Genomic DNA, 23,658 nt, shown 5'->3' on the forward strand with positions numbered 1-23,658 from the left:
TAAATATTAATGAATGCGAGTTTTTTCACGCTCTCGCTCTTCTTTAGTTGCTGTAGAAGAATCAAATGCGTCAAGTAACTCTATGAATACAGGGTTTACACGAATTACTGCGCTACGCCCATATATATCTTGGAACAAACATTCACCACGACCTAACCTCATAATTGTGTTTGCAGTGGCATCTGTAACAGGTAAATTCAGATACTTCAACATTTGTTCAGCTTCTTGGCGTTCTTTTAACGCAAAACTGAATTTCATACCAATATTGGCAACATTACTTGTATGGTCACTTGCATTTTGTGAACCTTTCATAAGAGTTGTATTGTAATAACGTCCCATACGAACGATAAAGTCCATCAATTCTGCACCGATTGGAGAACGTTCAATTGCGCTTGCTTCATCCTGCAAAATATACTTATGGACACTTCTATCGCCTTTAATCATGTACGTTTTTGTCCATGCTGTAATGGAAAGCATTATTGCTTCTGATACACGTTGTTTTGCACGTGGATTAGCAATTTCTTGATCTGATTTTGGAAGTGATAAATTCTGAATCATTAATACTTGGATTGGAGTGCGTTGATTTAAAACCTTAAATTGCTGTCCTTGTTCACCAAATAAAAGCATAGACAACTTATCATTCTTCAAGGTATCCAATTGACTCACTAAGCTTATTAATTTTTCTACACGCTGTTCACCTAAATTGGCTCTATCATGTTCAATTTTGTATTTCAGATTGGTAATTACTGCCCCAATACATGGGTCTTCCATTTGTGAAACTTCGTCAACAGCCTTACTTAACATGCTATATTCCATATCATTCAATTTAACATTCGTTAAATATGTCAGAATATCTACAGCAAGTTCTTTCCCATCATCAATATCATTTGATGTTCGGAAGGGGTCTAAAGAGCCTGCATCTGCTTTATCAGCACCTAACGTCCAAACGTTAATATATTCTTTAGGAATGAAAGGTAAACCGTCTACCCAACCGCCCCTGTCACCTTTAGGGTCGATAATCAAACCTTGTGAACCTGTTAATGTTGATAGATAAATAAATAAGTTCATGAAGAATGATTTACCTTTACCTGTCATTCCTGCTACAAGTACAGAAATAGAATCAACAACGTTACCTAGCCCATCGAATGCTTTAGCCGCCAAGTCGGGCTGTATGAAAACAGGTTTTTGGAATCTTGATGTACTACCAATGTAGAATCCACGATTATCACCAATATTCGTGGTTGCTCCAAACATTAATCCTGCTAGTACAGTAGGTGCTACTTCCATTTGATAGTCATTGATGTATTTACGTCCACCCATCATACATTCATACATTAAGGACATTTGCTCTCCAAATGGTGCTTCCAATTTAATTCCACGTTTAGTTAATTCACTTCGTAAAAGTTCGATACGATTTCGTAATTGTTCTTCACTTTCAGCAGTTACTTTAAATACAAACGAACAAGTATAAGATGGGAAACCATGTGTTTTGAAATATTGTTCTAACTCAATGGTTTCTCTTTCAGAAGTAATAACGTCTAAACCTGCATTTTGACCACCTTTTCTAGCTTCTTCACGTTGATCTTGGAACTCTAATTTAACGTTACCAAGACGTTTGCGTATCATATCGTTAGGCTGATGGTCAGCACGTATTGATACTAGAATTGGGAATGGTAAACGTAATTGGATATCATAAAGCCATTCAGAATTAGGATGAACAGACTTCATTGGCATATTGGAGATTGTAAGGAATTGTGCATATAATTCTTCTAATTCATCTTTTTCAGTGATACGTGTATATAACAAAGTTTTTGGTGTTATTTGGTCAATATTCACACTTTGTAAATCATAGAAATCTTTTTCATTAGAACGAATAGCAACATATTCCGAACCTTTTTCTTGTTCTCGTCCAATCACTTTTGTTCCGCATTCAAATTGTGTGCGAACTCTAACGTCAGAACTGTTATTGCGTGTACTAAACATTTTTTCAATGTTATATACGATTTCAACGGCAGTTAGACGTTTAATCACTGAGTTGAATGAATTTGCTACTGCAACCTCTATTGTTTTTGCTTGACCTCTATAAGCTTGAATTTCACTTTCTAAAATATCATCCGAAAGTAAACCTACAGCAGAGTACAAAGGTGAGTTAAGACCAACCCAAAATTGTCTAAAATTAGAAATAAAATCTAGACCAACGTTAGTTGATTTGTAACGATTTTTATTTGGGTCTAACTGAATACCTAAGTAATAGTGATATTCAGAGGTTTCAGTAAGTTCTTTTTGCTTTGACAGAGCAATTTGTACTTGCTTGAAAAAATTAATACCATTTTGTTGTAATGGATAATTTTTCAACATCATTTCTTCCATAGTACGATCTAAAATATTCGTCACATCTGTAGGGTTCGGAATTGTTAAGTAATGCAAATCAAGTCCTACCTCAGACAAAAAGGCTAATTGCTGTTGAAATGGAACTATTTTTTCATCTTCTGAAAGAAAATCGTAACCAAAACCATCAATTTTGTAATATGCCCAAACTTTGTCGTCATGCGTGAATACTAGATTTCCGTCTATGTGCTTAACAGGAAAATCTACTTTCATACTCATACACTTTAACTCCTTTTTCAGATAGTCTAAATGCGGTGCAAAAAATAAATAGCCTGCCTTATAGCAGACTATTTAATTTTAGTTATATGTGTTGTTGTTTCACTGAAAATCAACAGTGTAGATACTCTCTTTAGGGTTTTCATAAAGAGTCTTTATTGTCCATGTTGTGTAGCCCTTTTCAAACCATTTAGAATAGTTGTTTGCTACCCAAGACAACGCTTCATCTTTACTGTATACAACAACACTTGTATTGCCGATTGGACTTTGCGGTTTTAATTGGTAAAAATCAATAGTGTAGCGATAAGTACCGTCAACTATCCGAATTTTTCGAACATTGTAATGAGGATAACCACGCTTACTCATTTCACCAAAATGACCACTTTCAAGATTTCGGTTTACCGCCACCATCGAACGATATAATCTACCATCATTAAATACTTTTCCGTGATCGCCCAATTCATGCGTAAAGTCAATTATGTCAACTACATCTAAATTAGATGAATCTTCGTTAACTAGATAATTCAACCATTCAACACTATATAAGGTCACACCGTATTTTTGTGCTTCATCAAGAATCGAATAAATTTCATTGATCTTCCAATCAACAAATCCATTTTTTTCATATTGTGATAACATTTGATTTTCAATAAAAGACCAAGCTTCTGCTTTAGAAGTGAATTGAACTTTCTTATTGATTTCATTTGGACTAACCGTTTCGGTTTTTTCCGTTTGTTCAGCATTACCACCTACATTCTTATCATCAAGGGGCTTGCTGTTATTGCTTTCACTTTCGGATTGTGATTGTGCAACTTGTTTTGATGTAGTAGTTGTCGTTTTTGTAGTAGTGGTTTTCGTTTCGACTATCGAAGTAGGGCGACTAACGTTTGCGTTGCTTGTATTCCGATTGTCAGTTTGACGATTTTCACTCTTACTTTCTGATAAACTACTATTACCACTTACATTTGTTGGTTGTTTGGCAACTGTCACGTCATCTTTTACGATTTTTGAACTAGAAGTTGATTCGGAAGGGTGACTTGTTGCCGAATTGTCACTACTTCCATTAGTAAAATTTCCATTTTTTACTTCACTTCCATCCGAACTAATGTTTTTATCATCATTAGAATTTACAATAGTAGAATCTGCTTCATTATTGATAAGATCGTCAGTCGGAACATCCGTATCATGGTCTGAATCTGATTTCAGTTCTTCATCGTCATACTCCCACAAATTAGAACCCTCTTTAGATTCTTCATAATCATTTGTTCCTTCTAATCCATCATCTTTTTCTTCCTTTTCATGAACAATATAGTCAAAATCAGAAACATCATCATTTTTCACATTAGTATTACTATTTGGTAGAAGTTGAATAATAACTAAGATAGCAACACCTAATGCAATGGCACACAGGATAGGAAAAATTAAAAAATCACGAAAATTCTTTTTATTCTTATCCTCAGTTTCACTTAATTCCTCACCCTTTTTTTTTTGCTGTCCTTCGTGTTGATTATTTTGTTGAGATTGTTGTTGTGAAGGATTTATGCCCCCATTATTTAAATTTGCACCTTGCTCATTAAATGGTGGGGTAGGGGAAGAATCAGTGTGACTCATTTGCTGATGCCCCATTGGATTATAACCTTGATGTCCCATTGGATTGAACTGCTGTTGCATCTGTGGAGCGTATGCAGGATACATCTGTGGTGCTTGCCACATCGGTTGCATTGGTTGCATCGGTTGCATCGGTTGCATTGGTTGCATCGGTTGCATTGGTTGCATTGGTTGCATCGGTTGCATTGGTTGCATCGGTTGCATTGGTTGCATTGGTTGCATTGGTTGCATCGGTTGCATTGGTTGCATTGGTTGCATCGGTTGAGCATACATAGGATACATCTGTGGTGGTTGCCACATTGGTTGCATCGGTTGAGCATACACAGGATACATCTGCGGTGCTTGCCACATTGGTTGCATTGGTGGATACCCATAATAAGCAGGGTTGCTCCACATTTGATTATGTGGTTGCTGATTTCCGCCATTACTCTCCATAGAATTGTTTTGCTTATTTTGTTCTCTATATTGGTCATCAAAAGGACTAGACTCTAATTGTTTTGAATTATGATAATGTTCGAATTGTTCGTATTGAGCATATCCATGAGATTTTTCATTCGGAACACCTCTTTCTTGACTATTAACTTCGCCATGATTCGGTATAGAATCTCTAGGGTACTCTTGATTTTGTTGTGTAACATTTTGTGATTCAAAGGTTATATTTTCACAACCATCGTTTTGTGACGTTTTTACAGATACATCATGTGACGTACTTTGTGACGTACTTTGTGACGTATCATGTGACGTGTTTTGTGACGCATATTGTGACGTTTTTATCGAAGGATTGTTCGATTGTTCATCAACACTTTGTGACACCTTATGACCACCATTAAAACTCGCATTACTTTCAGAATTACTTTCGCCATTCACATTATCGTTTCGTGTCACACTTTCTTCAACTTGTGGTTTTTTGTTAGTTACAAAAGGTTGATTTTGCTGTTTCTTAATTCCCGATTGTGACGTATTCAGTGACGTGTTTTGTGACGTTATATGTGACGTGTTTTGTGACGTTGAGTGTGACGCATTATGCGAAACATTTTGCGACGTACTTTCTGTCGCAATATAATTTTCTGTGTTTCCTTTCACAGCTACAGTATTTTCACGTCTATTTATACTACTATCAACTTCCACTTTTTGATTTTCATGTGACGCACGTGACGCATTTTGTGACGTGTCACTTGATTTACGTGACGCTTGCAATTCCGAACTAGGAGCATTATTAACAACACTATCGTCGTTGTTAACATGAGGTTTATGTGTCACTATTGATCTTTCATCAACGGTATCATTTGACAATTTTACGTCCTCGTTATGTGACACATGTGACGTGTTTTGTGACGTATTTTCCTCGTTTTGTGACGCTTGAACTCCTCTTTGAGGATGATTTATTTCCTTTGAACGTCTTGTACTTTGATCAAATTTGCTGTCAGATGCATTTACTACAGCCTGCTTCATTGTCGTTTTAGAAATATCCTTATTTTCTATAAAGAGATAATCATTTTCGTCTCCACGTAGTGCAGTTAAAGTAGGCATATTTTCAGTCGTTGGCGCAAAATCCGAGAACGCAAATCTATTTAGATTTTTTTCGCTTTTCTTGAAACGTTCACTTTTCAAAGTTACATATTTTGATATCTCATATTGAGTCGGTTTAGGCACTTCACGATTACGATAAAACGTTACTTTTTTTGCTTTATGCATATGATAACGAACAAACGAACGGAAAAATGATACAGGTTGTCTTCCTTCTGTTCCGACATCGGAAATTAACCATGATAATCCCACACACATCATTAAAATAATGACATATGGAATCCAATTTATTAGCAACCCAACAACGGGCAGGTTATACCAAATTGCACTAATTATTGTAAAAGCAATAAAATATAAAACAGATTTAAAACGAATCGGTCTTCCTAGCTGTAATCCAAAGATTTGATAAATTTTACGGTCAAATTTTATCGCATCATTTAAAACATACAAAGGAATACCATTCTTAATTTTCTCCACCACCATTTCTAAATGAGTTCAAATTATTACTAAAGTTGATGGAACTTTGTTTAATCATTTAAACACTACACAAACATACAAATTTTAACTTTTTATATACTTGTGTAGTGCATATTTTTTGTGCCTGTGCCAATAGGTTACTTTGTGACCATATCTTTAACCCATGTAGCGATTGTTTTAAGCGTGTCAGGGAAGAAGATAAAGATAGCAATGAAACCAATGCCGATGATTACCCCAACCATCGCAATCCAAGCACGTTTATAAGCTGTACCGATTAATAAAACGATGAAAACAATAAGGATGATATATTCGATTTGTTGCATGAACCAATCGTAGAAACTCTTTAAACTCATTTCAACTTCACCTCCCCTCAAGTGATATCAAACAACCTCTTTATTCATAAAGAAATTATTTTTATAAATAAATTCACTTTACGGCAAGTTAAGGGCAAAAAAATAAGACTAATTATTAGATTCTGCGTTTTCTACTTCATCATTTGATTCTGTCGATTCTGTTGATTCTGTTGATTTTGCATCTTCATTTTCATTATGACTACTTTCGTCCTTTGGCTTGCTACCATTTTTCAATAGATTTTCGATATATTTCATATCATTAATTTTCTTAACGACATACTTATCGCTTGTTTTCTCAACAATCAAATGATACGTAGATGTATATTTTTGTTGAATTTTTTCATCAACGTAACCAACATTGACTTTCACAATAAACTCATTATCGTTTGGAGATTTGTAGACAAGTGAATGTCTTATACCATCAAATGAGACATTACCCATTAAGCCATCGGTAAAGTTTTCATCTTTGAGGATATAGGAAAGTTTGTCATAGTCATCTTCTGAGTATGATCTAAAGAAAGTAGTAAGAAACTCATTTACGGCATCTGCGTCATGTCTTTCAGCAGTTTCTAGCTTCTCAAGCGTTTTATTTTCAGTCGCAATTTGCAGACCCATATCATAACCAACAAAAGAAGGCATTTCTGTTATTACATAACGATTTAAGTCTTTTACATAGTCAACAACCACAGAAACAAATTTCACATCTGTTTTTTGCTCTTTTGGCTTTTCGACTTGCATAATCTCAGCCGTAACTTTTTCTGATACATCTTTTTCAGCTAATTCATCAAGTGCTTCTTCGCTTTCCTTTTCATCTTCTGTTTCTTCTGCTTCTGATCTTTGTCTTTTTTGTTCGGCAGTTTCGTTCATAATTAGAACATTTTCATATTCGCCTAAACTTTTTGACAACAATGTAGAAACTTTATAAGTGTGAATAGAACGAGTATTTGATACAGACTGCGTATCAATTAGTGTAATATCGTCACGACTTAAACTAGAAGTCCAGTCAGTTGTAACGGTATTAAATTCACTATCATTACTTACGTTAGGTGTTGTGTAGTGCTTCAACATTTCAATTCGGTTCTTTTTACTTTCATCATCATTCCAATTGAAATAGACTTGTAAAAAATCACGACCAAATTCTGCACCTCTATAGTTAAAGGATTCACCGCTTTCAGCCACTTCCTGCACTACTACCTTTTCTCCTCCATCACTCATGAAGTTAACAACAGACATTCCACCAAATACGGCAAACATTCCCCAAAAAACTATCACACCTAATTTACGATGACGATAACCTTTAGGTTTAAATACAGCAGTTTCTTTTTCTAACTTTTTCTTTGCTTTTTTGGCTTTGTCACTTTCTGCATTTTTTTTCGAAGCAACATTTACCTTTTTAAAAAAATTAGAAATTGGACTTGTCTTCTTTTTGTCACGAGCTTTTTTCACGCTTTCAACTCCTTTCCATTCTGAAAATTCTGTAAGCGTATCTTGTTAACACTATAATGCGAATGTTCTTTTAAAAAATGGTGATTCAATAATTAGATAGAGTTTAAATCTAATTCAGTGAAAAATTAAACAACATAAAATCACACTGGTTTCTTCTCGTTCTAAAATCAATCTAACTTTGAATTATTTAAATACCATTATCCTTTTTGAGAACTTCCTACCACTATAAAGATAGCGAAAATAATCAAGATTGTTGCAACTGCTCCGTATTTAACTAACGACATATTGTATAATGCTGTTGCTTGCATTTTTAGTTCTTCCCAAATTGGAACTAATGTCGGGAACTGTTCTAAAGCAATACTGCCCATAAATGCAATAAGTACTACAAAACACAATATCGCTAATAAAGATACTAGAAGCCTTTTCATATAAAATCACCCCTTTCTCAAAATATTAAAGTGGGGCATTTCTAGCGCAACAAAAAAGATACTATTACACTTGAGATAATAATAGTATCCTACCAAACTTTTTTCAATTGTTTTTCTATATTTTTTTAACATTATTTTAACCTTTTTTCGTTAATTATATGGAATATATATCATTTTTTTATAATTATATAGATTCTATATAGATTTGATACATATTCTGATTAGTTATTTCAATATAATTTATTTGCTGAATGGATGGACTTTTTTCATTTCTTGCTCATTCATTCTTTTTAAATACATTTGAATTACCTTTTCATCGTTTTGTAACAAACCATTTTTTTTGTATCTAACCATATCATCCAAGATCGTTTTATCAATTAAAGATTTTGGTACAGTTGAAATTGCGTCCACCATTCTTTTTAAAACAACAACATTATTTTCATTTACTTCATACTCTTGAACAAGATTAAACAACAAACGTTGACTTGAAAATCTTTTATACCTTTCACCTTTAATCATGTAAAACAGAAGTAAAGGAATTATTACACACCAAGTTACAGTCATTGCCAAATCAGCAGGGGTACGAATATCTAGAAATAGACGAATGTAATATATTTTATCCATGATTTTTGTCACCAAAGCAATTACAAATACAATTAAGTAAACTGGAACTCCAATAAGTACAGCTTTTAGTAGTTCATTTTTTGAAACCCCATATGGTTTTTTTAATCCTCGTATTTCTTCATTAATTTCATATTTATTTTCTTCAAAATCATCAATTAACGAAACTACTTGTTGTGTTTGCTCTAAATTTAATGATTTAACATTTAACATCTTTAAAAACCTCCTTTATTTTAATCTCTAATTTTTAATAAATCTTTATCAGTGACAACATCCATATTAAAACCTCTGTCAGTTACATAATTATCAATAGACCATATACGTAATTTTTCTTTCTTAGCTTGGTTTTGCGCTTCTTTTAATTCATCAAGATATTTAGTATTAGGAGGGAAGATATAACCAACTCTTGCATATCCTTTCCTAACTAAGTCCATATTTAACATTGTTCCATCTTCTAACCATACATATGCAAGCAATCGTCCATAATCATCTCTTTGAGGATTACCGATCTCAATAAATATATCTTTGTTTGCTCTTTTAATTGAACCTGTGTATCGAGAAGCTTGAATACCATAAGCTTCAACTTTTTTATCGGGATGTACACTTTCGGGAGTGTCTATTAATAACAAACGAATTGTTTCAGTTACTTTTTGACCATCTTCTTCGAACTGAGCCGTTATCGTATCACCATCCTTTGTACTTAACCAAACACCTTTAACTTTTCCTTTCGTATTTAAAGCCCCTTGTGAGCCTTTAGAGGAGTCTTCATTATTTTTATCGGCAATTATGTCCTCATTTGTATTATCATCCAAAACAGGGCTTTCAACACTATCTGAGCCATCTTCTTCTTTCAAGGAATCCGAAAGGGTAGGGGAGTCAGAAGTAATTTCTTCATCTTGTTTGCCAAGTTCACTTTTAGGTATTTCTCCTTCATAACTTTTCTTTTCGTGAACTTCATTGGTAGAAATAAGGGTTGAATCTTTTTCTCTCAGCTTTACAAGGTTTTGAGAGTCAATCCAACCCGAAACATCAAACACAAAAACACTAATTAAAATTGCCCCAACTAACGATACAGGGATTAATATTTTTTTCATCAATATCACCATTTCTATTTATAGTTATTTATTTTAAAAAAAGCCCCCATGTAACTTTCTAACAATTTAGATAGTATCAAGAGGGCTTAAATTTGTTTTCATCATTTTTTAGACGAACTTTCTAGCTTAGACATCGAACTCGCTATTGCATTTACGTTGAATGGCAAATTAGCTACAAAGGTTGACGCATTATTATTGTTTGAAGTTTTTTCTTCATCAACCTCTTCTTCGTCGCCTTCTTCATCAAGAATTTCAAATTCATCATCATCATTATTTTTTGGTGGCTCAACTTTTTCAGATATTTCACTAGCAACTTCTTTAGTTGGTGTTATAATACCTAATTCAAGATCATTCATTTTGTCTAAAATTTCACTAGTATTTGTTTGAGTTTGAATTTGTAATTTTAATAAATCTTCAATCCTATTAAGAATTTCACCGTTATCATTAGATTGAATTGAAGACGAAGGATTTTCTAATTGTTTTCTTTTCAATTCCTCGTTTTCAATTAGTAATATATTGTGTTGTGCCTGTAGTGTTTGATACATCTTTTGCATCTCAAGATACGCTTCATTGTTGGAATTAAAATTCTTAAAGTCCTCGGATTCAATAATAGGGGAGGACTGAAGTATTGTTATTTCTCCCCTTTTCAACTGATTTACATGTTGAGACAAAGCATATTTTTTTCTAAGTAATCCCTTTTCCTTTGCCAAGGAGAAACCTAAAAAAGCAAGGTGCTTCAATACCGTAGTATGAAGCCCCTTTTCTCTTGATGTATCCAAACTTTCTAAATATGAAATTATTTCGTGGTCGTCTTTTGCGAAACGGAATTGATAACGCTTATTCCAAATTGGGTCATCGTGGCTTTCATCCATTTTTCACTCACCACTTTCTCAAAGATTTACTTATTAACTATTTAACAATTGGTTAACTGCAACGTTACCAAAAATATTATAACCATTTGTATTTGCAAACTGTGCATTATCAACTAAAACAATGTTAATACCTTTATTTGCAAACAGTTCTTTTAAATCATCGAAGAAGAAAGTCCCTCCTCCGCCTAAAACGAAGATAACATTAAACAGTTCCATTTCAGAACCCCATTTTTTCGTAAGGCTTGAATAAATCATATTTGCAACAGTTCTTCTTGATTCTTCATATTCTTCTTTTAATTCATATTTTCCTTTTTGAGTTTTAAAATAGCCTTTCTTTTTAACGTTGGCTACAACTCTTTCTAACGCTGATGGAGGGATTGCTGTATCAATTTTACTCTCCGCTTCTGTAAGGAAAATCTCTAGAAATCTACTATATCCAAGAGTATCATCCATATAAGTATAACGCCCTACAGTAGTGTAATTTAGTGCATCTCCATCCATTTCAACAACTGCACTGTCCAAAGTACGCATTCCAATATCTACAAGCGCAATATAAGAACCTTCTTCAATATCCTCCGTATATTCTGTTGAAATACCGTTTCCATCCATCAAAGCAGGGTATACAGCAGATAAACCTTGTGGATACACAGATGCTCCAACTATATTAATCTTTTCAAATGGTTGTTCTACATTTCCTTCACCATCAGTTTCCATTGCCACACCGCTTAACCATTCGATATTTAAATCTAAATCCTCAGATAGCAAATATTCACGGAATTTATCTTTTTGCTTTTGATGATATCCAATTGGGAGTCCAGTAGAAATATAAACATCTCCACCACCCGAAGTTAAATGTATTGCCACTGCGATTAAAATTCTAAATTCGTCAGCTTCAAAACGTACATTATCATCTTTAATACGTTTTAATACAGTATCAGCATGTGATGCGCTTTTACCAACAGCATAGATTACACCCTCATTCTGAACAATCATACTGTTTAGATTATCTTCATGAGTAGAAGTAATCAAATCGCCTAAACGACCCTTAGAACTATAAATCCCGATTTCAGTAGGGAATAAAACAGAATTTTCTCCACAAACAACTTTCACATGACCATAGCCAATATCAATAGAAACTACTTTTGGGATAACCTTAGAAGTTTTTGTAGCTCTTTCTTTTTTGGGAGTTAGATTTTCATCTCTTGTTGTTACCATAGTTTTTTCTCCTTTGTGTTAATATATTTGTTTTTTGGCATAAGAGGAACGAAACATAGTTCACATATAAATATAATAAAATAGAATCCCTCTTAACAAAACCCTCAATTCCTGCTTCTTATGTAGTTACTTTTAATTTGATTAAGGATTTTGTTAAAAATGATTCATATAAGTTAATAGATTTTAAATATAGAGTAGGGGGAAGTTTAATATTTTTATTCTATTATTCCCCACTACATAGTTTTAAAAAAAATCTATTTAGCATATATATATTAACGCACACTTTAAAAATATGCCACTTTTTAAACATTTAATAACCTTTTTAACCTATTTTAAACAACAAGTGAATACAGATGACTGAGAATAATAAACAAATCGTGATTCTATCAATGATATAAAAGAATTTAAGGTTAATTCTAATGCCATACATTTTTTTGATTGGATAAAGGAGTTGAACTTTCCCTGTTAACATATCGCCTAAAATATGTGCAAAAATACCAACAAAGATTGCATAACCCACTGTAACGTTTTGAAATAAAGTAGCACCTAGAATGCCCAATATGATTGCGAATGGTAAAGAGTGTGTCATAGTACGATGGGCTACAACCTTACTTAGTGGATATGATATTGGAAGCATTAACTTGCCAAACTTTGAATTAGGTTCGTCAATATCGGGAATAATCCCTGCAATTCCTCCAATAAAAGCACCTTCCCATGTGTTAGTTACCAAATAACCTGCTATTGCTCCCGAAAGCATATGGGTATCCCAATTCATAAAACCCCTCCACTAATTATTCTTTTAATTAACGCTCCGTTAATTTTTATCTTAACCTAAGAATACATCACTAAAAGTGAAGTGTCAACGAAATGAATACTAAAAATACACTTAAAGAAATGTTAATAAAAATAAACAATATAATTTGTTCCAAAAAAGCAAAAAGACCCTGTATCTTATCTGATTACTGTCTTTCATCACAGATAAGATACAAAGCCTAAATATACAAATAGAAGTTGATTAATTATTTATGGCTGAAACAAGAGCTAAAAAAGCCTTTAAATCATCATATTTTAACTTTTCTAATGAAGTTCCAGCTTTATTATGAAAGTAACCTCGCCCATGTAGTTCTTTTAACATCACTTTCCGTTTTGATTCTAAACTACCCAATTGTTCGCACTCCTTTTTTATTGTGTCATTTATATATTCTATTTGAATCAATTTCTAGATTATCAATAATAATTTCCAATTCCTCACCTAAAAAGGGGCGATTTCCTCTTTCTTTCATACAATAACTTGATACACTAATACCTAGCCAATTGGCTATTTCTTTTTGTTGAATTTCTTTTTCTACTCTTATTTGTTTTACTGCATTAGCAATTTTGACTCTCTTTAGATTTCTTATTTCATCTTTTTTAGACATTAAGAAACACCATAATTTTTCACCCTTCATTGTACGTATATTGTTATCAAAAGGAAATCTATATTTTTTTGCCAAAAAGAAATTTAGGTATTTAATGAGAATTATATATTTTCTTTAAGTGAAGTGTCAAATACTAAAAGACATACATAATATGTTTTTAAATAAAACTCTTACTTTTCTTTACGAAACCTTTTTCTTTTAGGTACTTTGTATTTTTAATGCTTATGTCTATGAAAAGGGTAATAAGTTGATTTTTTCCCTAAATTTGAGATTTATTTAATAGGTATTTCTACTGTTTTTTTATATATTTCGGTGATATAATGAAGGAAAATTTCAATTATTTTTCTTTTTGTTCATTTTTTTTAATTTTTATTCGTATTTTTGTTTTTTTGTGTACCTGCTTTCTTTGCTTTTTTTTCAATTAGGCATTTAAAAAATTAAAAAACTGTCGAAAAGATAAACAGTAGTGAATAGATTTCTTTTTGTGAACATAAAATAAAATTAACTCTAAGACTGATTAAAAAATACACCATTGTCTTTTAGTGAAAAAATATGAAAAGGAGAAATGCCTTAATGAGAACACTAAATTCAAACAAACAAGAATTAGGGAATAAAGATACCACTTCTACCAATTTTGGTGAAAGTGTCAAACATTCTATGGATGATATAATTAATAAATTAGAAGACCGAATTGAAGATGAAAAAAAGAGTGACATATTAACTAACCCATCTAATACGGAGATTGAAAATTCCAACAATCCTAAATCACACCAAATAGAGTTAGGTAAGCGTTTAAAAGCCAGTCGTATACGTGCAGGTTTAACTCAAAATGAAATTGCAGACAGATTCGATGTAAATAGTTCTGTTATTTCGAACTATGAAAGAGGGTATCGTGATCCATCATCTTTTAAATTACGTATTTTAGCTGATATGTACCACGTATCTGTAGACTATCTTTTAGGTAGAACTGACAATATGCTATTAGCTGATACTATTGCATCTGAACTAGCAACGATTAAAGATGTAAAAGATAAGATGGCATTTTTAGATGGGAATAATTCTAATACAACTACACAAGACCCAACAGCAGTAAGAGAATTAACTAGAACTGAAATTGAAGATATTTTAAATACTAACCAGTTCATTCGTTGGTATAGAGAATCACCAGAATCATTTTCTAAAGAACTAGAGAATCTAGGTAAAATGGCACACTTAATTAAACAAAAATAAGGTTAAAAGAACTAATTTGTAAAAATATTTTTCCTGCAAAAATAAATTTTAAAATCCCTTTTAAATCCACTAAGAAATGGTTTAAGAGGGATTTTTTTATATACTCTTTTTAATAGGTAAAATTTACTATTGTTGATTTTTTCAATTTTTTCTAAAGCCTCTCAATATATTTAGCATGTTATACTTTAACTATATTGAATTTCCTAAACATATTCATATTTGGAAATTAGTTTAGAACTACATTTTTTCATTTAGGGAGGACAAAGTATCATATGAAAGTTTTAGAAAGAAGTACAAAAGACATTAACACATACATTAATTATATTCACCATTTCGGGAATTTAAGTATTGGTGAAAAGAATACATTTACTGACAATGCCATTGAAAATATTTTTAAATTAGCTAATTTGTCAAATGTAAATCAATTTACTACAGAAGAAGATGTAGTAAATAATATGGATAAACTAGCAAGTTCACATCATATTCATCTATACTTTTATGACGGACACTCAGAATGGAATACAATGGGTGGGCAAATAAATATTTTTATAAATAACACAAATACAATTGAACGCCAGTGGGAAGATTTTGGTTTCATGTTCTCTAATATCGTTATTTTCTTCAACAGAAAAGTAAAAGATGTACAAGACTTTGATTTAACGAAGGATAGTGCTACATTAGCTCACCTTATTTGTGTACCTTCTTTTATTATTAAACAAATCAAAGAATTAAATAATGCTGATGAAAAAGTTGTTATTGAATTTATCAAAAGCCAATTTAAAGTATCACACTCTTTTGCAGAAAAGTCGTATGCTCTTATTTACAATAAGATTCCAAGTTATCAACCCTTGCATTAAAATGAATAAAAAAAGTAGTCCATTCAATAATTGAGTGGACTACTTACTATGAGAGGGGATGTTAATTAACATTCCCTTTAATTTATTAAATTTCAAAAATTCCCTCGAAATTAATTCCTTTTGCAAAATCATTAGCTGAAATTCCTAACAACTTATCTGTAAAGGGAATGAAAGTATTTGCCATTTTATTTAATTCTTTTGCACTTTTAATATCCTTTTCTGAAATAATCATTGTTAACATTTTAAATTCTTTTTCCTTCTTGAGTTTAATAAAACCCTCAGTAAAATCGTCGGTTACACTTTGCTCACCATCTGTAATAAAAATAATATCAGCATTTTGGTAGTCTTTTTTGATATGTCTTTCCGCTTCAAGTAGTGGGAACATAAAGTTTGTACTGCTATTTAAAAAGCTCTCAGCAATACTAATAACATCATGTACAGCTATTTTCCCTTTAGGGAATTTATATACTTTCCCTATGTTTGATGAAAAAGGAATATAGACTAACGAGCGTTTTTGTCTTCTTGCTATTGCTAAAAATGCAAGCAATACCGCTTTAGATTGACATTCTATTCTTTCCATTGAGACAGATTGATCTAAACAAACTATTATTGAACCATTTCCTGCTGATTCCTCACCAACTAACTCATATTGCAAAATTTCACCTTCTGCATACCGTTTTAAAAAATCCAATCTTGTTTTAGGATTTCTATAGTTCAACAATTCGTGAGATACCATCTGTTCAAAATTATTTCCATAAACCAAACCACCTCTAACATTACTCTCAATCTTTTTGCTTTTTTGTTTTTTTATTGCTATCTGAGTCAGCCGACCTGCCCAAGCCATAATTTGTTTAAGTTTTGGCATGGTTTGTAAGTGTTTAGCTAATTCTAGCTTATCTTTCAATGGCACTTTTTTAGGATTCAATTCACCATTATTAGAACCTTGTTTACCTTCACCTAAAAAACTGTCCATTCCTTCTTTAAGCTCAACTGTCTTTTTAAAAGATTGATTCATTTTGGCTGAAAAAGAAGTATTTTCTTTAGACTCATTATCGACTTTTCCTTCTGAGCTAAGTTTATTTATTAGGTCTTGAACTGCTGTTTCTATTTGTTCTTTATCTTCCTCACCTTGAATATTGTTACTCATTTTTTGTTTTATTTCATCATCAATATTGTCATTTATCCATTCTAATATTTTAAAACCTAAATGTAATGCACCAACTGTTGAGAGAGTTTCATCATATGCTGTCATGACTGCATATTTGTTGTAAACATCATCTGACATTATTCTTTCTATAATTTGTTTTTGCATCATCTGTTTATTTGATAATTCTTCTTCACTTTTAACAATTGGTGTTACTTTATAAAATGTATTCCAAACATCTGCAATTAGATCATTGAAGTTATCTAGTATTTTATTATTAATCAAATCGTCAAGTAAATTTGAAGATTCATAAGTTGCATTAAATCTTCTTACATCATATAAATCAACATTTATTGCTGAATTTTCTTTCTTATATAAGTATGTCTTACTATTAATAGTAGTTTGCATATAATGCACCTCATTTTCTATTTTTAAAGAAAAAACTAGAATACATAAGTAATCTAGTTTCTCAACCCATTTTTATTCGGCAACAACTGTCATTTGTTGTGCTAATGTTTCTTTAAATCTTTGAATATTTTCGCATTCGTGTTGAACAGCTTGTGAATATTCATCATTCCAAATATTGCTGTATTTAACTTTAAGCGATTCTAATTCTTTAGATATATCAGACGCTTTTTTTACTAAATCGAGCAGTATTTCTGAGCGTCGCTTTAAATCAGTTTCTTGATTGATTTTACCGCCTTCTTCTCTTAAATCAACCATAACAGAAACTAATTCCTTTATTTCATATGTCACTACATCTAATTTTTGAATTATACTTTCTACTTTTGGTTTTTGAGATATTTCTTCCCAAAGTATATCTGTTAGAATTTCTAAATCATCCAACTCAACAACAATTCGTCCTGCTAAGAATGCTTTTGCTTTTAATATTGATAGAGACTGTTTATATCTACGATCAGATGGTTGAATACCCTCATTTTTTAAATCTGCACGTATTCGAACCAAATTCTGAATTATATCATTTGGAATAGTAACTAATGAACACAAGTATTGCATATTTTCCAATTCGGATAATGTAATAGTTGGAATTTGAATTGCATCTCCATCTATCACAAGCATACGTTCAAAGTCTTTGTCCTCCTTGATATATTCAACTTCTCTACGTAGTAAAAAACGGTCAAATAAAGCAATTAATGAATCATCTTCGGGATATTCGTTACTAGCCCCAATTAAAGTTGAAAGTGGCACTTCAATAGGTGAACTATAATTATAATAAAGACGTTCATTTAACATTGTTAATAACGAATTTAATATAGCTGAATTAGATTTAAAAATTTCATCCAAGAAAGCCGTATTCGCTTGAGGTAGTTTATACGTTGTATTTCTTTCATAAACACCATTTTCAAGAGAATCTAGATTCAAAGAACCAAATAATTCTTCTTCCTTCGTAAACTTAGTTAACAACCATTGAAAATAATTTGCATCTTGAATGGAATTTGCTATATCCATAATTAAGGCAGATTTTGATGTTCCTGCTGAACCTATCAATAAAACATGTTGGCGAGAAAGCAATCCTAAAAACACTGCTTCGATTTCCTTTTCACGTTGAACATATTTATTATTTAAAGCATTCATTATCTGAACTATTAAATTCACATTTGACATTATATAAAACCTCCATTGTGTTGTTTTCAAAAATATTCCCTCCCTTATTGAAAATAGGGGAGGGAAACTTTTAAATAGTATGAATAAATATACTATATTCTAGTTAGAAGCATTTTCAACTTCATTTAGTTGATTTTGTAAAGCTTCTTCTTTGGCTATTCGTTGTGGTGTTTTGTGATTAACAATTCTAGTTTCAAGATTTGCTAAATTCGCTTGCAACACTAACATTTTAGTTTCAACTAGAGCTTCTTCATCTGATAACATTGCCTTGTATGTTTCTTGTTTTTCAAGAACATTTTTCATGGATTCTGCAAGTTTTTTCATTTGCCCTTTATCCATTTTAGGATCACGTAACTTTTCATTAAGGTCTTCAATATATGTCATTAATGAATTACTTACCATTTTACGATTATCAGCTTTATTCATTACATCTACTTTATAGCCATTAGCATTATCTAAACTCTCCAAAAACACAATAAGACTTAGTAATTCGTTTCGTCTATCGAAAGGAATAAAATAAATACTACCATGTTTTTTTAATGGGATAGGATTGCATGACTTTAAAATAGACACTGCTAAATCTCTAATTTGTTGTGCTGAATGATGTGTTTTATATAATTCAAATCTTTCACGAACTTCTCGTAGAGTACGATTGATATGTTCGTAAAGACTACCATTATCTTTCACACGACTATCTTCTCCAATAACAGTGCCAACAACAGCATCCGAATCATTTCTTCTTAAATAAATTGTACCTGCTTGTGGTATATAATCTAATTTTTTACCCGACTTATCTACCGTTTCAATTACAACATTTCTCACAACTGCATCTTTATCTGTATGAACCTCACGAATCAATATATTTTGATACAAATTATCAGATACAGTAATTTTGTATTCCGCTTCTTTAGTAGCTCTACGAAATGCATCTGAAATTCGAATTTCTTTTGGTAAAAAAGCTTCTTCGATTCCTGCATCCATAGCCTTTTGTCGCAAGTTTTCTGTACTAATTATTTGTTGACCAACACTATACCAAAAAATAAATCCAAGTTGGTTCTGTTCATTTTCATCTGTTACAATTACAAGTTCATCTAATTTTACCATGAAGTAGACACTCCCTTAGTGTATCTAAGAATTTTTAAATAAAGGCTATATAACCTTTGTCAGTCATTATTTAGTCATTCAAGACTATTAATTAAAAACGAATCAATTCATTAAAATCAATATTTTTTAGAACACCTTTACGTCCTTTTAAAGATTTGAGTACTTCAACTCTAATTAATTTTTCAATAAGAGTTTCAGTCACCAAATTATCATACTCATTATCACAAACATGACACTTCATTTTTGGGAAATTTTCGATAATAATTGAGTGTTGTTGTCCTGCTACTTCAATGACATAATCAATAGTTTGTTGTTTAGCTTTGTTATTTTCACCGCAACGTGGACAAGTAGAAACTTGCATTTCAATTGGAAAAGCATTAAGAGCTTCTAACACCAATTCATCTAGAGTTTTATTAGATAATGAAGCCTTTAGCTTAACAATATCCTTTTCTCTACCTTCAAGATTTGTAACTAAGTATTTGTTGTTCATATTTCAGAACCCCTCTCGATATTTTAAAAGACCTTTTAAATTTTATTTTTATCAATTGTAACACTTCGAAAATATTGAGACAAACTTCACTAAAAGTCTGAATCATCGTTACAGAAGCATTTTCTTTCATCAAATGTCTCTGTCCATTTCCAAGCGTGTGATCGTGGGTCATAACAAGTTAAAATTAACCATTTTGAATCACTCAATTGATTTACAACTACATGAAGTGGTCTGTAATTTTTTCCTACGTAACCTAGCAAAACAATAGATGCCTTACCAACAGATTGATTACGTTCTACAGCCCAACCATTTTCAATAACAGATAGAACTTCACTTGTTGAAACAGCACGTTCTTGCGAGCGTATCTTAAAGTGTCCATCCAACTCAATAGTTGCTGTGTTTCCTTTTAGTTTTTTAATAAAATTTTCATGTTCTGTTTCACCTGTTTTTAAAAACTTTGTTTGGTTAGCTTTCCATTTTTCAGATTTACGTTTACATTCTTGCGGATTTTTGCAATCACACATTCTCATTCCTCCTTAAATTTTTAATTGTTCATAAACGCAAAAAAAGCCACTTGCATTACTAGCGTTAAAAAATTTAAACACTAGAAAGCAGTCAGCTTTAAATAAACGTATGAACGTTACTTTTAATTTTCGACAAATCGAATTACAACTTTGCTGTTGTTTGCTAACAAATACACAATTCCTATTAATAGGGAGGTATAAGAGTACGCAAAATAATCGCCATAGGCATCTTCATTGTGTTTTTCTACGTTGTATTATCCAAAAGAATAACATTGAAGGTAGATGTACACAAAACTCTTTGCAATAATCAAAACCTCAAAAAAGGAGTGTTTGAATAGCGTGTAAGAGTGTGTCAAAAAGAAAAGTAATAATAAGACAAATTTATCATAAAGGTATTTTTTTTGCAAACACTCCATGTTTTATATATATTTCTTTTCTTTAAGAAATTATTAGATATTATATTACATTGACAATGATGTTAAATTAATATTATTATTATATAAACAGCATAAAATCATTTTCTTCTCGTTGTAAAGTCATTATCTATTTTTGAACTATACACCAAATCCTTATTAGTATAAATAATTAGGGGAAGGAGGAAGGTCATTGGGTGGTGGTGTAGATACATTCAAACAGATAACTATGCGTTATTCTACTACGCTTCTTGAACAGATCGAAGCGTTTCAAATAGAAAAAGGTTTTCCAACGAGAGCGCAAACAGTCACGTATTTATTAATCATGGCTTTGGATGCACAAAAGAAAAATAACATTTTGTCAGCAGTGGGCAGTGACACTAAATGCTATAGTACAACTGAGAAGCATACTGTTTAAAAAATGATTAGGTAACAATAAAATTTATCAAAAGAGATTAGATTACAAATTTATGTATTCTAATCTTTTTTTTTGAAAGGATTGAATCTCATGAAAAATCTTTTAAAGACATTAGATAAAAACAATAATTTTAATCATTTAATAGTAGGAACAACCGCTTCTGCTAAAATGGATTATCAACAAAAGCGAAAGGTTATTAATTATTTCTCTCTTAAATCTGTTCTTTTTCAAGATATACTGTATACAAATGAAAACGAAAAAATAAATACAGAAGCCCCTTATGAAATTTTTAATAAAGTGTTAACTCAACTAGATTTTAATGGCACATATACATTTTTCCTGCATCAAAAACAATTCTTTATACTGGAAGTTGTTACAACTATAGAAGTACCTATAAAATGCTACCAAGTACATTTCAATGATAGAAAAGGTAGCATCGAACCAACTTTAAAGCTAATTTGGGAGGAAGGAAACAAATGATTATATATTTTCACATGATAGAGCAAGCTCAAGATAAAAATAGTGATTTACATAAATATGTTGTTCAACCTTATATTGAGGAAACGGGTATTAATCGAGAAGATATTCAATTAAGTGATCTGTTGGAATGGCTAGAAAAAAAGCGAAGAGCACTTATATATGGCATTTAAATCCTCTCAAGGTTAAATACACCGCATTTTGATACAAATACAACACCCAAATAAAGAAAGCCCTTAAAAACGATTTAAAACGTCTTTAAGGGCTTTTAATTATATGTGTTTTCATATTAACTTACTTAATGCATGTTCTACACACTGAACGCCTTTATTTAAAATTAAAACTTCATCCTTGTCACGGTTAAAATATTTTAACAGTGCTTGTACATTCACATTTTTAGATTGTTTACTTCGGTATACTCTACCAAATTCAAATAGTGCAATATCACGTGAAAGGGGATTAACAATTACCTCGGTATCATTTACACCTAAACAAGATGAAACAACTTTCCTTGCCACATTGATAGAACTTGCCTTTACAACTAAATGATCGTTGTCCTCCACTCCATGAAAAACAATAGCTTCGAAATATGATTTCATACTAGACCACACCAATCTGTTTGTAGTAGCCAATTTTACAAACGGAAATAGGATAAAGCAGGTACATATTTATTTTATAGTAGTAGGGGAGGGGTTTAAAGAAATTTCTCTACGGTCTTATCTGCAACCTTTAGATAATGGTCTGAAATAGTCTTTAAAGTAGAATGACCTGTCTGACGAGCTATTGTTGCAATATCAGCACCTTTTTCATGCATACTTGTAATTTGTGTCTTTCTGAAATTATAAGCAGTCAAACCATCTGTATGCTTCGTTATCATCTTCCAGTATCCAGTTTCACTAATTTGTTTGCTTGTATAGTTATCATATTTATTTACAGTTCCAACAAAGTAATCGTCATCTTTTAATTTATAATGATTAATATATTCACGAACTACATCCATACACTCTTTAGTCAACTTCTTGGTATGCCATTGTTTTTGTTTTTTTAAATAAATGTGTATAAGGCTATTATCCCAATCAAAATCTTTTACTTTAATACGAACCATTTCACTTGCTCGATTAGCAGTTATTAAATTCACATATAAAATTGCTTTAAATCTTAAAGGTAAAGATAATATTAATTCTAAAATATCCTCTTGAGGATATGCCTTTTTTCCTTCTATTCTATTTAAAGTTTCATTTCCCTCTTGAGTAAAAATTTTCCTCATACCATTTATCTGCTCTTGATGTATTGCATCAACTTCCACTTCATATGTCACTTCTAAATAACATTTAATAGCAGAAAGTCTTTTATTCCATGTTGTTTTTTTTACACGTTCTTCTTTGATAGAAATATATAAAAAATCACATAAAGAATTTAATTCGTATTCATTCATGTCGTTTTTTTCACAGTGTACAATATAAGCTCTTATATCATACAAATATTTTTCGGGTATTGAGTTATTCAATTCATGAGTAACTAGCTTTCGTTCTTCTTCACGTTTTCTATTATCAAAGTGACTTTTATAAATAACGTTATTCTGATGGCTATTCATCTAATCAAAGCCTTTCCTTAAAATTAAAAACATCTATAAAAATAAAAACCTGTGTATTTCAGCATCATACTTTTTTAAAAGTGAAGTGAAAGACAGGTTTTAGTTTATTGATACTGAA

Annotated in this window: 24 protein-coding genes; 5 read left to right on the forward strand and 19 right to left on the reverse strand. The window is 31.5% G+C overall.

Annotation, left to right across the window (positions count from 1 at the left end; translation table 11 throughout):
- Positions 1 to 6: 6 nt before the first annotated feature.
- The 12 genes from ABC382_RS00430 to ABC382_RS00485 all read right to left on the reverse strand — a co-directional run bounded on the left by ABC382_RS00430 (position 7) and on the right by ABC382_RS00485 (position 13,663).
- Positions 7 to 2,607 carry an ATP-binding protein gene (locus ABC382_RS00430; protein ID WP_412926373.1) on the reverse strand — a complete coding sequence of 867 codons (2,601 nt, stop codon included), beginning with the start codon at positions 2,605 to 2,607 and terminating at the stop codon, positions 7 to 9.
- Positions 2,608 to 2,706: 99 nt separating this feature from the next.
- On the reverse strand, positions 2,707 to 6,216 hold the full coding sequence (locus ABC382_RS00435) for a TcpE family conjugal transfer membrane protein (RefSeq protein WP_412926374.1): 3,510 nt from the start codon (positions 6,214 to 6,216) through the stop codon (positions 2,707 to 2,709).
- Between the two features lie 137 nt (positions 6,217 to 6,353).
- Positions 6,354 to 6,569, reverse strand: coding sequence for a TcpD family membrane protein (locus ABC382_RS00440; protein WP_412926375.1), 216 nt, complete (start codon positions 6,567 to 6,569; stop codon positions 6,354 to 6,356).
- Between the two features lie 108 nt (positions 6,570 to 6,677).
- Positions 6,678 to 8,015, reverse strand: a complete 1,338-nt coding sequence (locus ABC382_RS00445; RefSeq protein ID WP_412926376.1) for a conjugal transfer protein — start codon at positions 8,013 to 8,015, stop codon at positions 6,678 to 6,680.
- Positions 8,016 to 8,212: 197 nt separating this feature from the next.
- On the reverse strand, positions 8,213 to 8,443 hold the full coding sequence (locus tag ABC382_RS00450; RefSeq protein ID WP_412926377.1) for a hypothetical protein: 231 nt from the start codon (positions 8,441 to 8,443) through the stop codon (positions 8,213 to 8,215).
- Positions 8,444 to 8,683: 240 nt separating this feature from the next.
- A complete protein-coding gene (locus tag ABC382_RS00455; RefSeq protein WP_412926378.1) occupies positions 8,684 to 9,277 on the reverse strand; it encodes a hypothetical protein in 594 nt (197 codons plus the stop codon).
- Between the two features lie 20 nt (positions 9,278 to 9,297).
- A complete protein-coding gene (locus tag ABC382_RS00460) occupies positions 9,298 to 10,158 on the reverse strand; it encodes a thermonuclease family protein (protein ID WP_412926379.1) in 861 nt (286 codons plus the stop codon).
- A 101-nt stretch (positions 10,159 to 10,259) separates the two neighbouring features.
- On the reverse strand, positions 10,260 to 11,030 hold the full coding sequence (locus ABC382_RS00465; protein ID WP_412926380.1) for a hypothetical protein: 771 nt from the start codon (positions 11,028 to 11,030) through the stop codon (positions 10,260 to 10,262).
- Positions 11,031 to 11,063: 33 nt separating this feature from the next.
- The gene (locus tag ABC382_RS00470) at positions 11,064 to 12,245 is read right to left on the reverse strand and encodes a ParM/StbA family protein (RefSeq protein ID WP_412926381.1); all 1,182 of its coding nucleotides are present in this window, start codon (positions 12,243 to 12,245) and stop codon (positions 11,064 to 11,066) included.
- A 322-nt stretch (positions 12,246 to 12,567) separates the two neighbouring features.
- Positions 12,568 to 13,020 (reverse strand): metal-dependent hydrolase, encoded by a 453-nt coding sequence (locus tag ABC382_RS00475; RefSeq protein ID WP_412926382.1) that lies wholly within the window; start codon positions 13,018 to 13,020, stop codon positions 12,568 to 12,570.
- 240 nt (positions 13,021 to 13,260) lie between these two features.
- The gene (locus ABC382_RS00480) at positions 13,261 to 13,410 is read right to left on the reverse strand and encodes a hypothetical protein (RefSeq protein ID WP_412926383.1); all 150 of its coding nucleotides are present in this window, start codon (positions 13,408 to 13,410) and stop codon (positions 13,261 to 13,263) included.
- A gap of 25 nt (positions 13,411 to 13,435) precedes the next feature.
- On the reverse strand, positions 13,436 to 13,663 hold the full coding sequence (locus ABC382_RS00485; RefSeq protein WP_412926384.1) for a hypothetical protein: 228 nt from the start codon (positions 13,661 to 13,663) through the stop codon (positions 13,436 to 13,438).
- A 573-nt stretch (positions 13,664 to 14,236) separates the two neighbouring features.
- Between ABC382_RS00485 and ABC382_RS00490 the strand changes: the two genes are divergently transcribed.
- Positions 14,237 to 14,893, forward strand: coding sequence for a helix-turn-helix domain-containing protein (locus ABC382_RS00490; RefSeq protein WP_412926385.1), 657 nt, complete (start codon positions 14,237 to 14,239; stop codon positions 14,891 to 14,893).
- A 272-nt stretch (positions 14,894 to 15,165) separates the two neighbouring features.
- Positions 15,166 to 15,750: a hypothetical protein gene (locus ABC382_RS00495; RefSeq protein ID WP_412926386.1), complete on the forward strand. Its 585-nt coding sequence runs from the start codon at positions 15,166 to 15,168 to the stop codon at positions 15,748 to 15,750.
- 85 nt (positions 15,751 to 15,835) lie between these two features.
- Here ABC382_RS00495 and ABC382_RS00500 read toward each other — a convergent pair whose 3' ends face one another.
- The 5 genes from ABC382_RS00500 to ABC382_RS00520 all read right to left on the reverse strand — a co-directional run bounded on the left by ABC382_RS00500 (position 15,836) and on the right by ABC382_RS00520 (position 20,638).
- Entirely contained in the window at positions 15,836 to 17,302 is a 1,467-nt protein-coding gene (locus tag ABC382_RS00500) for a vWA domain-containing protein (protein WP_412926387.1), read from the reverse strand.
- A gap of 72 nt (positions 17,303 to 17,374) precedes the next feature.
- Positions 17,375 to 18,550 carry an AAA family ATPase gene (locus ABC382_RS00505; RefSeq protein ID WP_412926388.1) on the reverse strand — a complete coding sequence of 392 codons (1,176 nt, stop codon included), beginning with the start codon at positions 18,548 to 18,550 and terminating at the stop codon, positions 17,375 to 17,377.
- A 69-nt stretch (positions 18,551 to 18,619) separates the two neighbouring features.
- The gene (locus ABC382_RS00510) at positions 18,620 to 19,624 is read right to left on the reverse strand and encodes a DUF6744 family protein (protein ID WP_412926389.1); all 1,005 of its coding nucleotides are present in this window, start codon (positions 19,622 to 19,624) and stop codon (positions 18,620 to 18,622) included.
- Positions 19,625 to 19,715: 91 nt separating this feature from the next.
- On the reverse strand, positions 19,716 to 20,114 hold the full coding sequence (locus ABC382_RS00515; protein ID WP_412926390.1) for a hypothetical protein: 399 nt from the start codon (positions 20,112 to 20,114) through the stop codon (positions 19,716 to 19,718).
- A gap of 89 nt (positions 20,115 to 20,203) precedes the next feature.
- A complete protein-coding gene (locus ABC382_RS00520; RefSeq protein ID WP_412926391.1) occupies positions 20,204 to 20,638 on the reverse strand; it encodes a DUF4258 domain-containing protein in 435 nt (144 codons plus the stop codon).
- Positions 20,639 to 21,244: 606 nt separating this feature from the next.
- Here ABC382_RS00520 and ABC382_RS00525 point away from each other — a divergent pair.
- The 3 genes from ABC382_RS00525 to ABC382_RS00535 all read left to right on the forward strand — a co-directional run bounded on the left by ABC382_RS00525 (position 21,245) and on the right by ABC382_RS00535 (position 22,119).
- Entirely contained in the window at positions 21,245 to 21,469 is a 225-nt protein-coding gene (locus tag ABC382_RS00525) for a hypothetical protein (protein WP_412926392.1), read from the forward strand.
- Positions 21,470 to 21,559: 90 nt separating this feature from the next.
- Positions 21,560 to 21,949, forward strand: a complete 390-nt coding sequence (locus tag ABC382_RS00530; protein ID WP_412926393.1) for a hypothetical protein — start codon at positions 21,560 to 21,562, stop codon at positions 21,947 to 21,949.
- Positions 21,946 to 22,119: a hypothetical protein gene (locus tag ABC382_RS00535; protein ID WP_412926394.1), complete on the forward strand. Its 174-nt coding sequence runs from the start codon at positions 21,946 to 21,948 to the stop codon at positions 22,117 to 22,119. Before ABC382_RS00530 ends, ABC382_RS00535 begins: the two co-directional genes overlap by 4 nt.
- Before the next feature lie 111 nt (positions 22,120 to 22,230).
- On the opposite strand, the gene ABC382_RS00540 is transcribed toward ABC382_RS00535, so the two are convergent.
- Positions 22,231 to 22,545 carry a hypothetical protein gene (locus ABC382_RS00540; protein ID WP_412926395.1) on the reverse strand — a complete coding sequence of 105 codons (315 nt, stop codon included), beginning with the start codon at positions 22,543 to 22,545 and terminating at the stop codon, positions 22,231 to 22,233.
- A 95-nt stretch (positions 22,546 to 22,640) separates the two neighbouring features.
- Complete coding sequence (locus ABC382_RS00545; RefSeq protein ID WP_412926396.1) at positions 22,641 to 23,540, reverse strand: tyrosine-type recombinase/integrase; 900 nt, start codon at positions 23,538 to 23,540, stop codon at positions 22,641 to 22,643.
- Between the last annotated feature and the right edge of the window lie 118 nt (positions 23,541 to 23,658).

Source organism: Lysinibacillus phoenicis (genome assembly GCF_047238325.1).
In the GTDB taxonomy this organism is placed as follows: Bacteria; Bacillota; Bacilli; order Bacillales_A; family Planococcaceae; genus Lysinibacillus; species Lysinibacillus irui.

Coding starts and splice junctions, on each gene's coding strand:
- ABC382_RS00520 (WP_412926391.1), bottom strand. CDS start 20,638: ATGTGTGATTGCAAAAATCCGCAAGAATGTAAACGTAAATCTGAAAAA.
- ABC382_RS00440 (WP_412926375.1), bottom strand. CDS start 6,569: ATGAGTTTAAAGAGTTTCTACGATTGGTTCATGCAACAAATCGAATAT.
- ABC382_RS00515 (WP_412926390.1), bottom strand. CDS start 20,114: ATGAACAACAAATACTTAGTTACAAATCTTGAAGGTAGAGAAAAGGAT.
- ABC382_RS00530 (WP_412926393.1), top strand. CDS start 21,560: ATGAAAAATCTTTTAAAGACATTAGATAAAAACAATAATTTTAATCAT.
- ABC382_RS00465 (WP_412926380.1), bottom strand. CDS start 11,030: ATGGATGAAAGCCACGATGACCCAATTTGGAATAAGCGTTATCAATTC.
- ABC382_RS00430 (WP_412926373.1), bottom strand. CDS start 2,607: ATGAGTATGAAAGTAGATTTTCCTGTTAAGCACATAGACGGAAATCTA.
- ABC382_RS00475 (WP_412926382.1), bottom strand. CDS start 13,020: ATGAATTGGGATACCCATATGCTTTCGGGAGCAATAGCAGGTTATTTG.
- ABC382_RS00540 (WP_412926395.1), bottom strand. CDS start 22,545: ATGAAATCATATTTCGAAGCTATTGTTTTTCATGGAGTGGAGGACAAC.
- ABC382_RS00495 (WP_412926386.1), top strand. CDS start 15,166: ATGAAAGTTTTAGAAAGAAGTACAAAAGACATTAACACATACATTAAT.
- ABC382_RS00485 (WP_412926384.1), bottom strand. CDS start 13,663: ATGTCTAAAAAAGATGAAATAAGAAATCTAAAGAGAGTCAAAATTGCT.
- ABC382_RS00455 (WP_412926378.1), bottom strand. CDS start 9,277: ATGTTAAATGTTAAATCATTAAATTTAGAGCAAACACAACAAGTAGTT.
- ABC382_RS00535 (WP_412926394.1), top strand. CDS start 21,946: ATGATTATATATTTTCACATGATAGAGCAAGCTCAAGATAAAAATAGT.
- ABC382_RS00470 (WP_412926381.1), bottom strand. CDS start 12,245: ATGGTAACAACAAGAGATGAAAATCTAACTCCCAAAAAAGAAAGAGCT.
- ABC382_RS00490 (WP_412926385.1), top strand. CDS start 14,237: ATGAGAACACTAAATTCAAACAAACAAGAATTAGGGAATAAAGATACC.
- ABC382_RS00460 (WP_412926379.1), bottom strand. CDS start 10,158: ATGAAAAAAATATTAATCCCTGTATCGTTAGTTGGGGCAATTTTAATT.
- ABC382_RS00545 (WP_412926396.1), bottom strand. CDS start 23,540: ATGAATAGCCATCAGAATAACGTTATTTATAAAAGTCACTTTGATAAT.
- ABC382_RS00510 (WP_412926389.1), bottom strand. CDS start 19,624: ATGGTAAAATTAGATGAACTTGTAATTGTAACAGATGAAAATGAACAG.
- ABC382_RS00450 (WP_412926377.1), bottom strand. CDS start 8,443: ATGAAAAGGCTTCTAGTATCTTTATTAGCGATATTGTGTTTTGTAGTA.
- ABC382_RS00500 (WP_412926387.1), bottom strand. CDS start 17,302: ATGCAAACTACTATTAATAGTAAGACATACTTATATAAGAAAGAAAAT.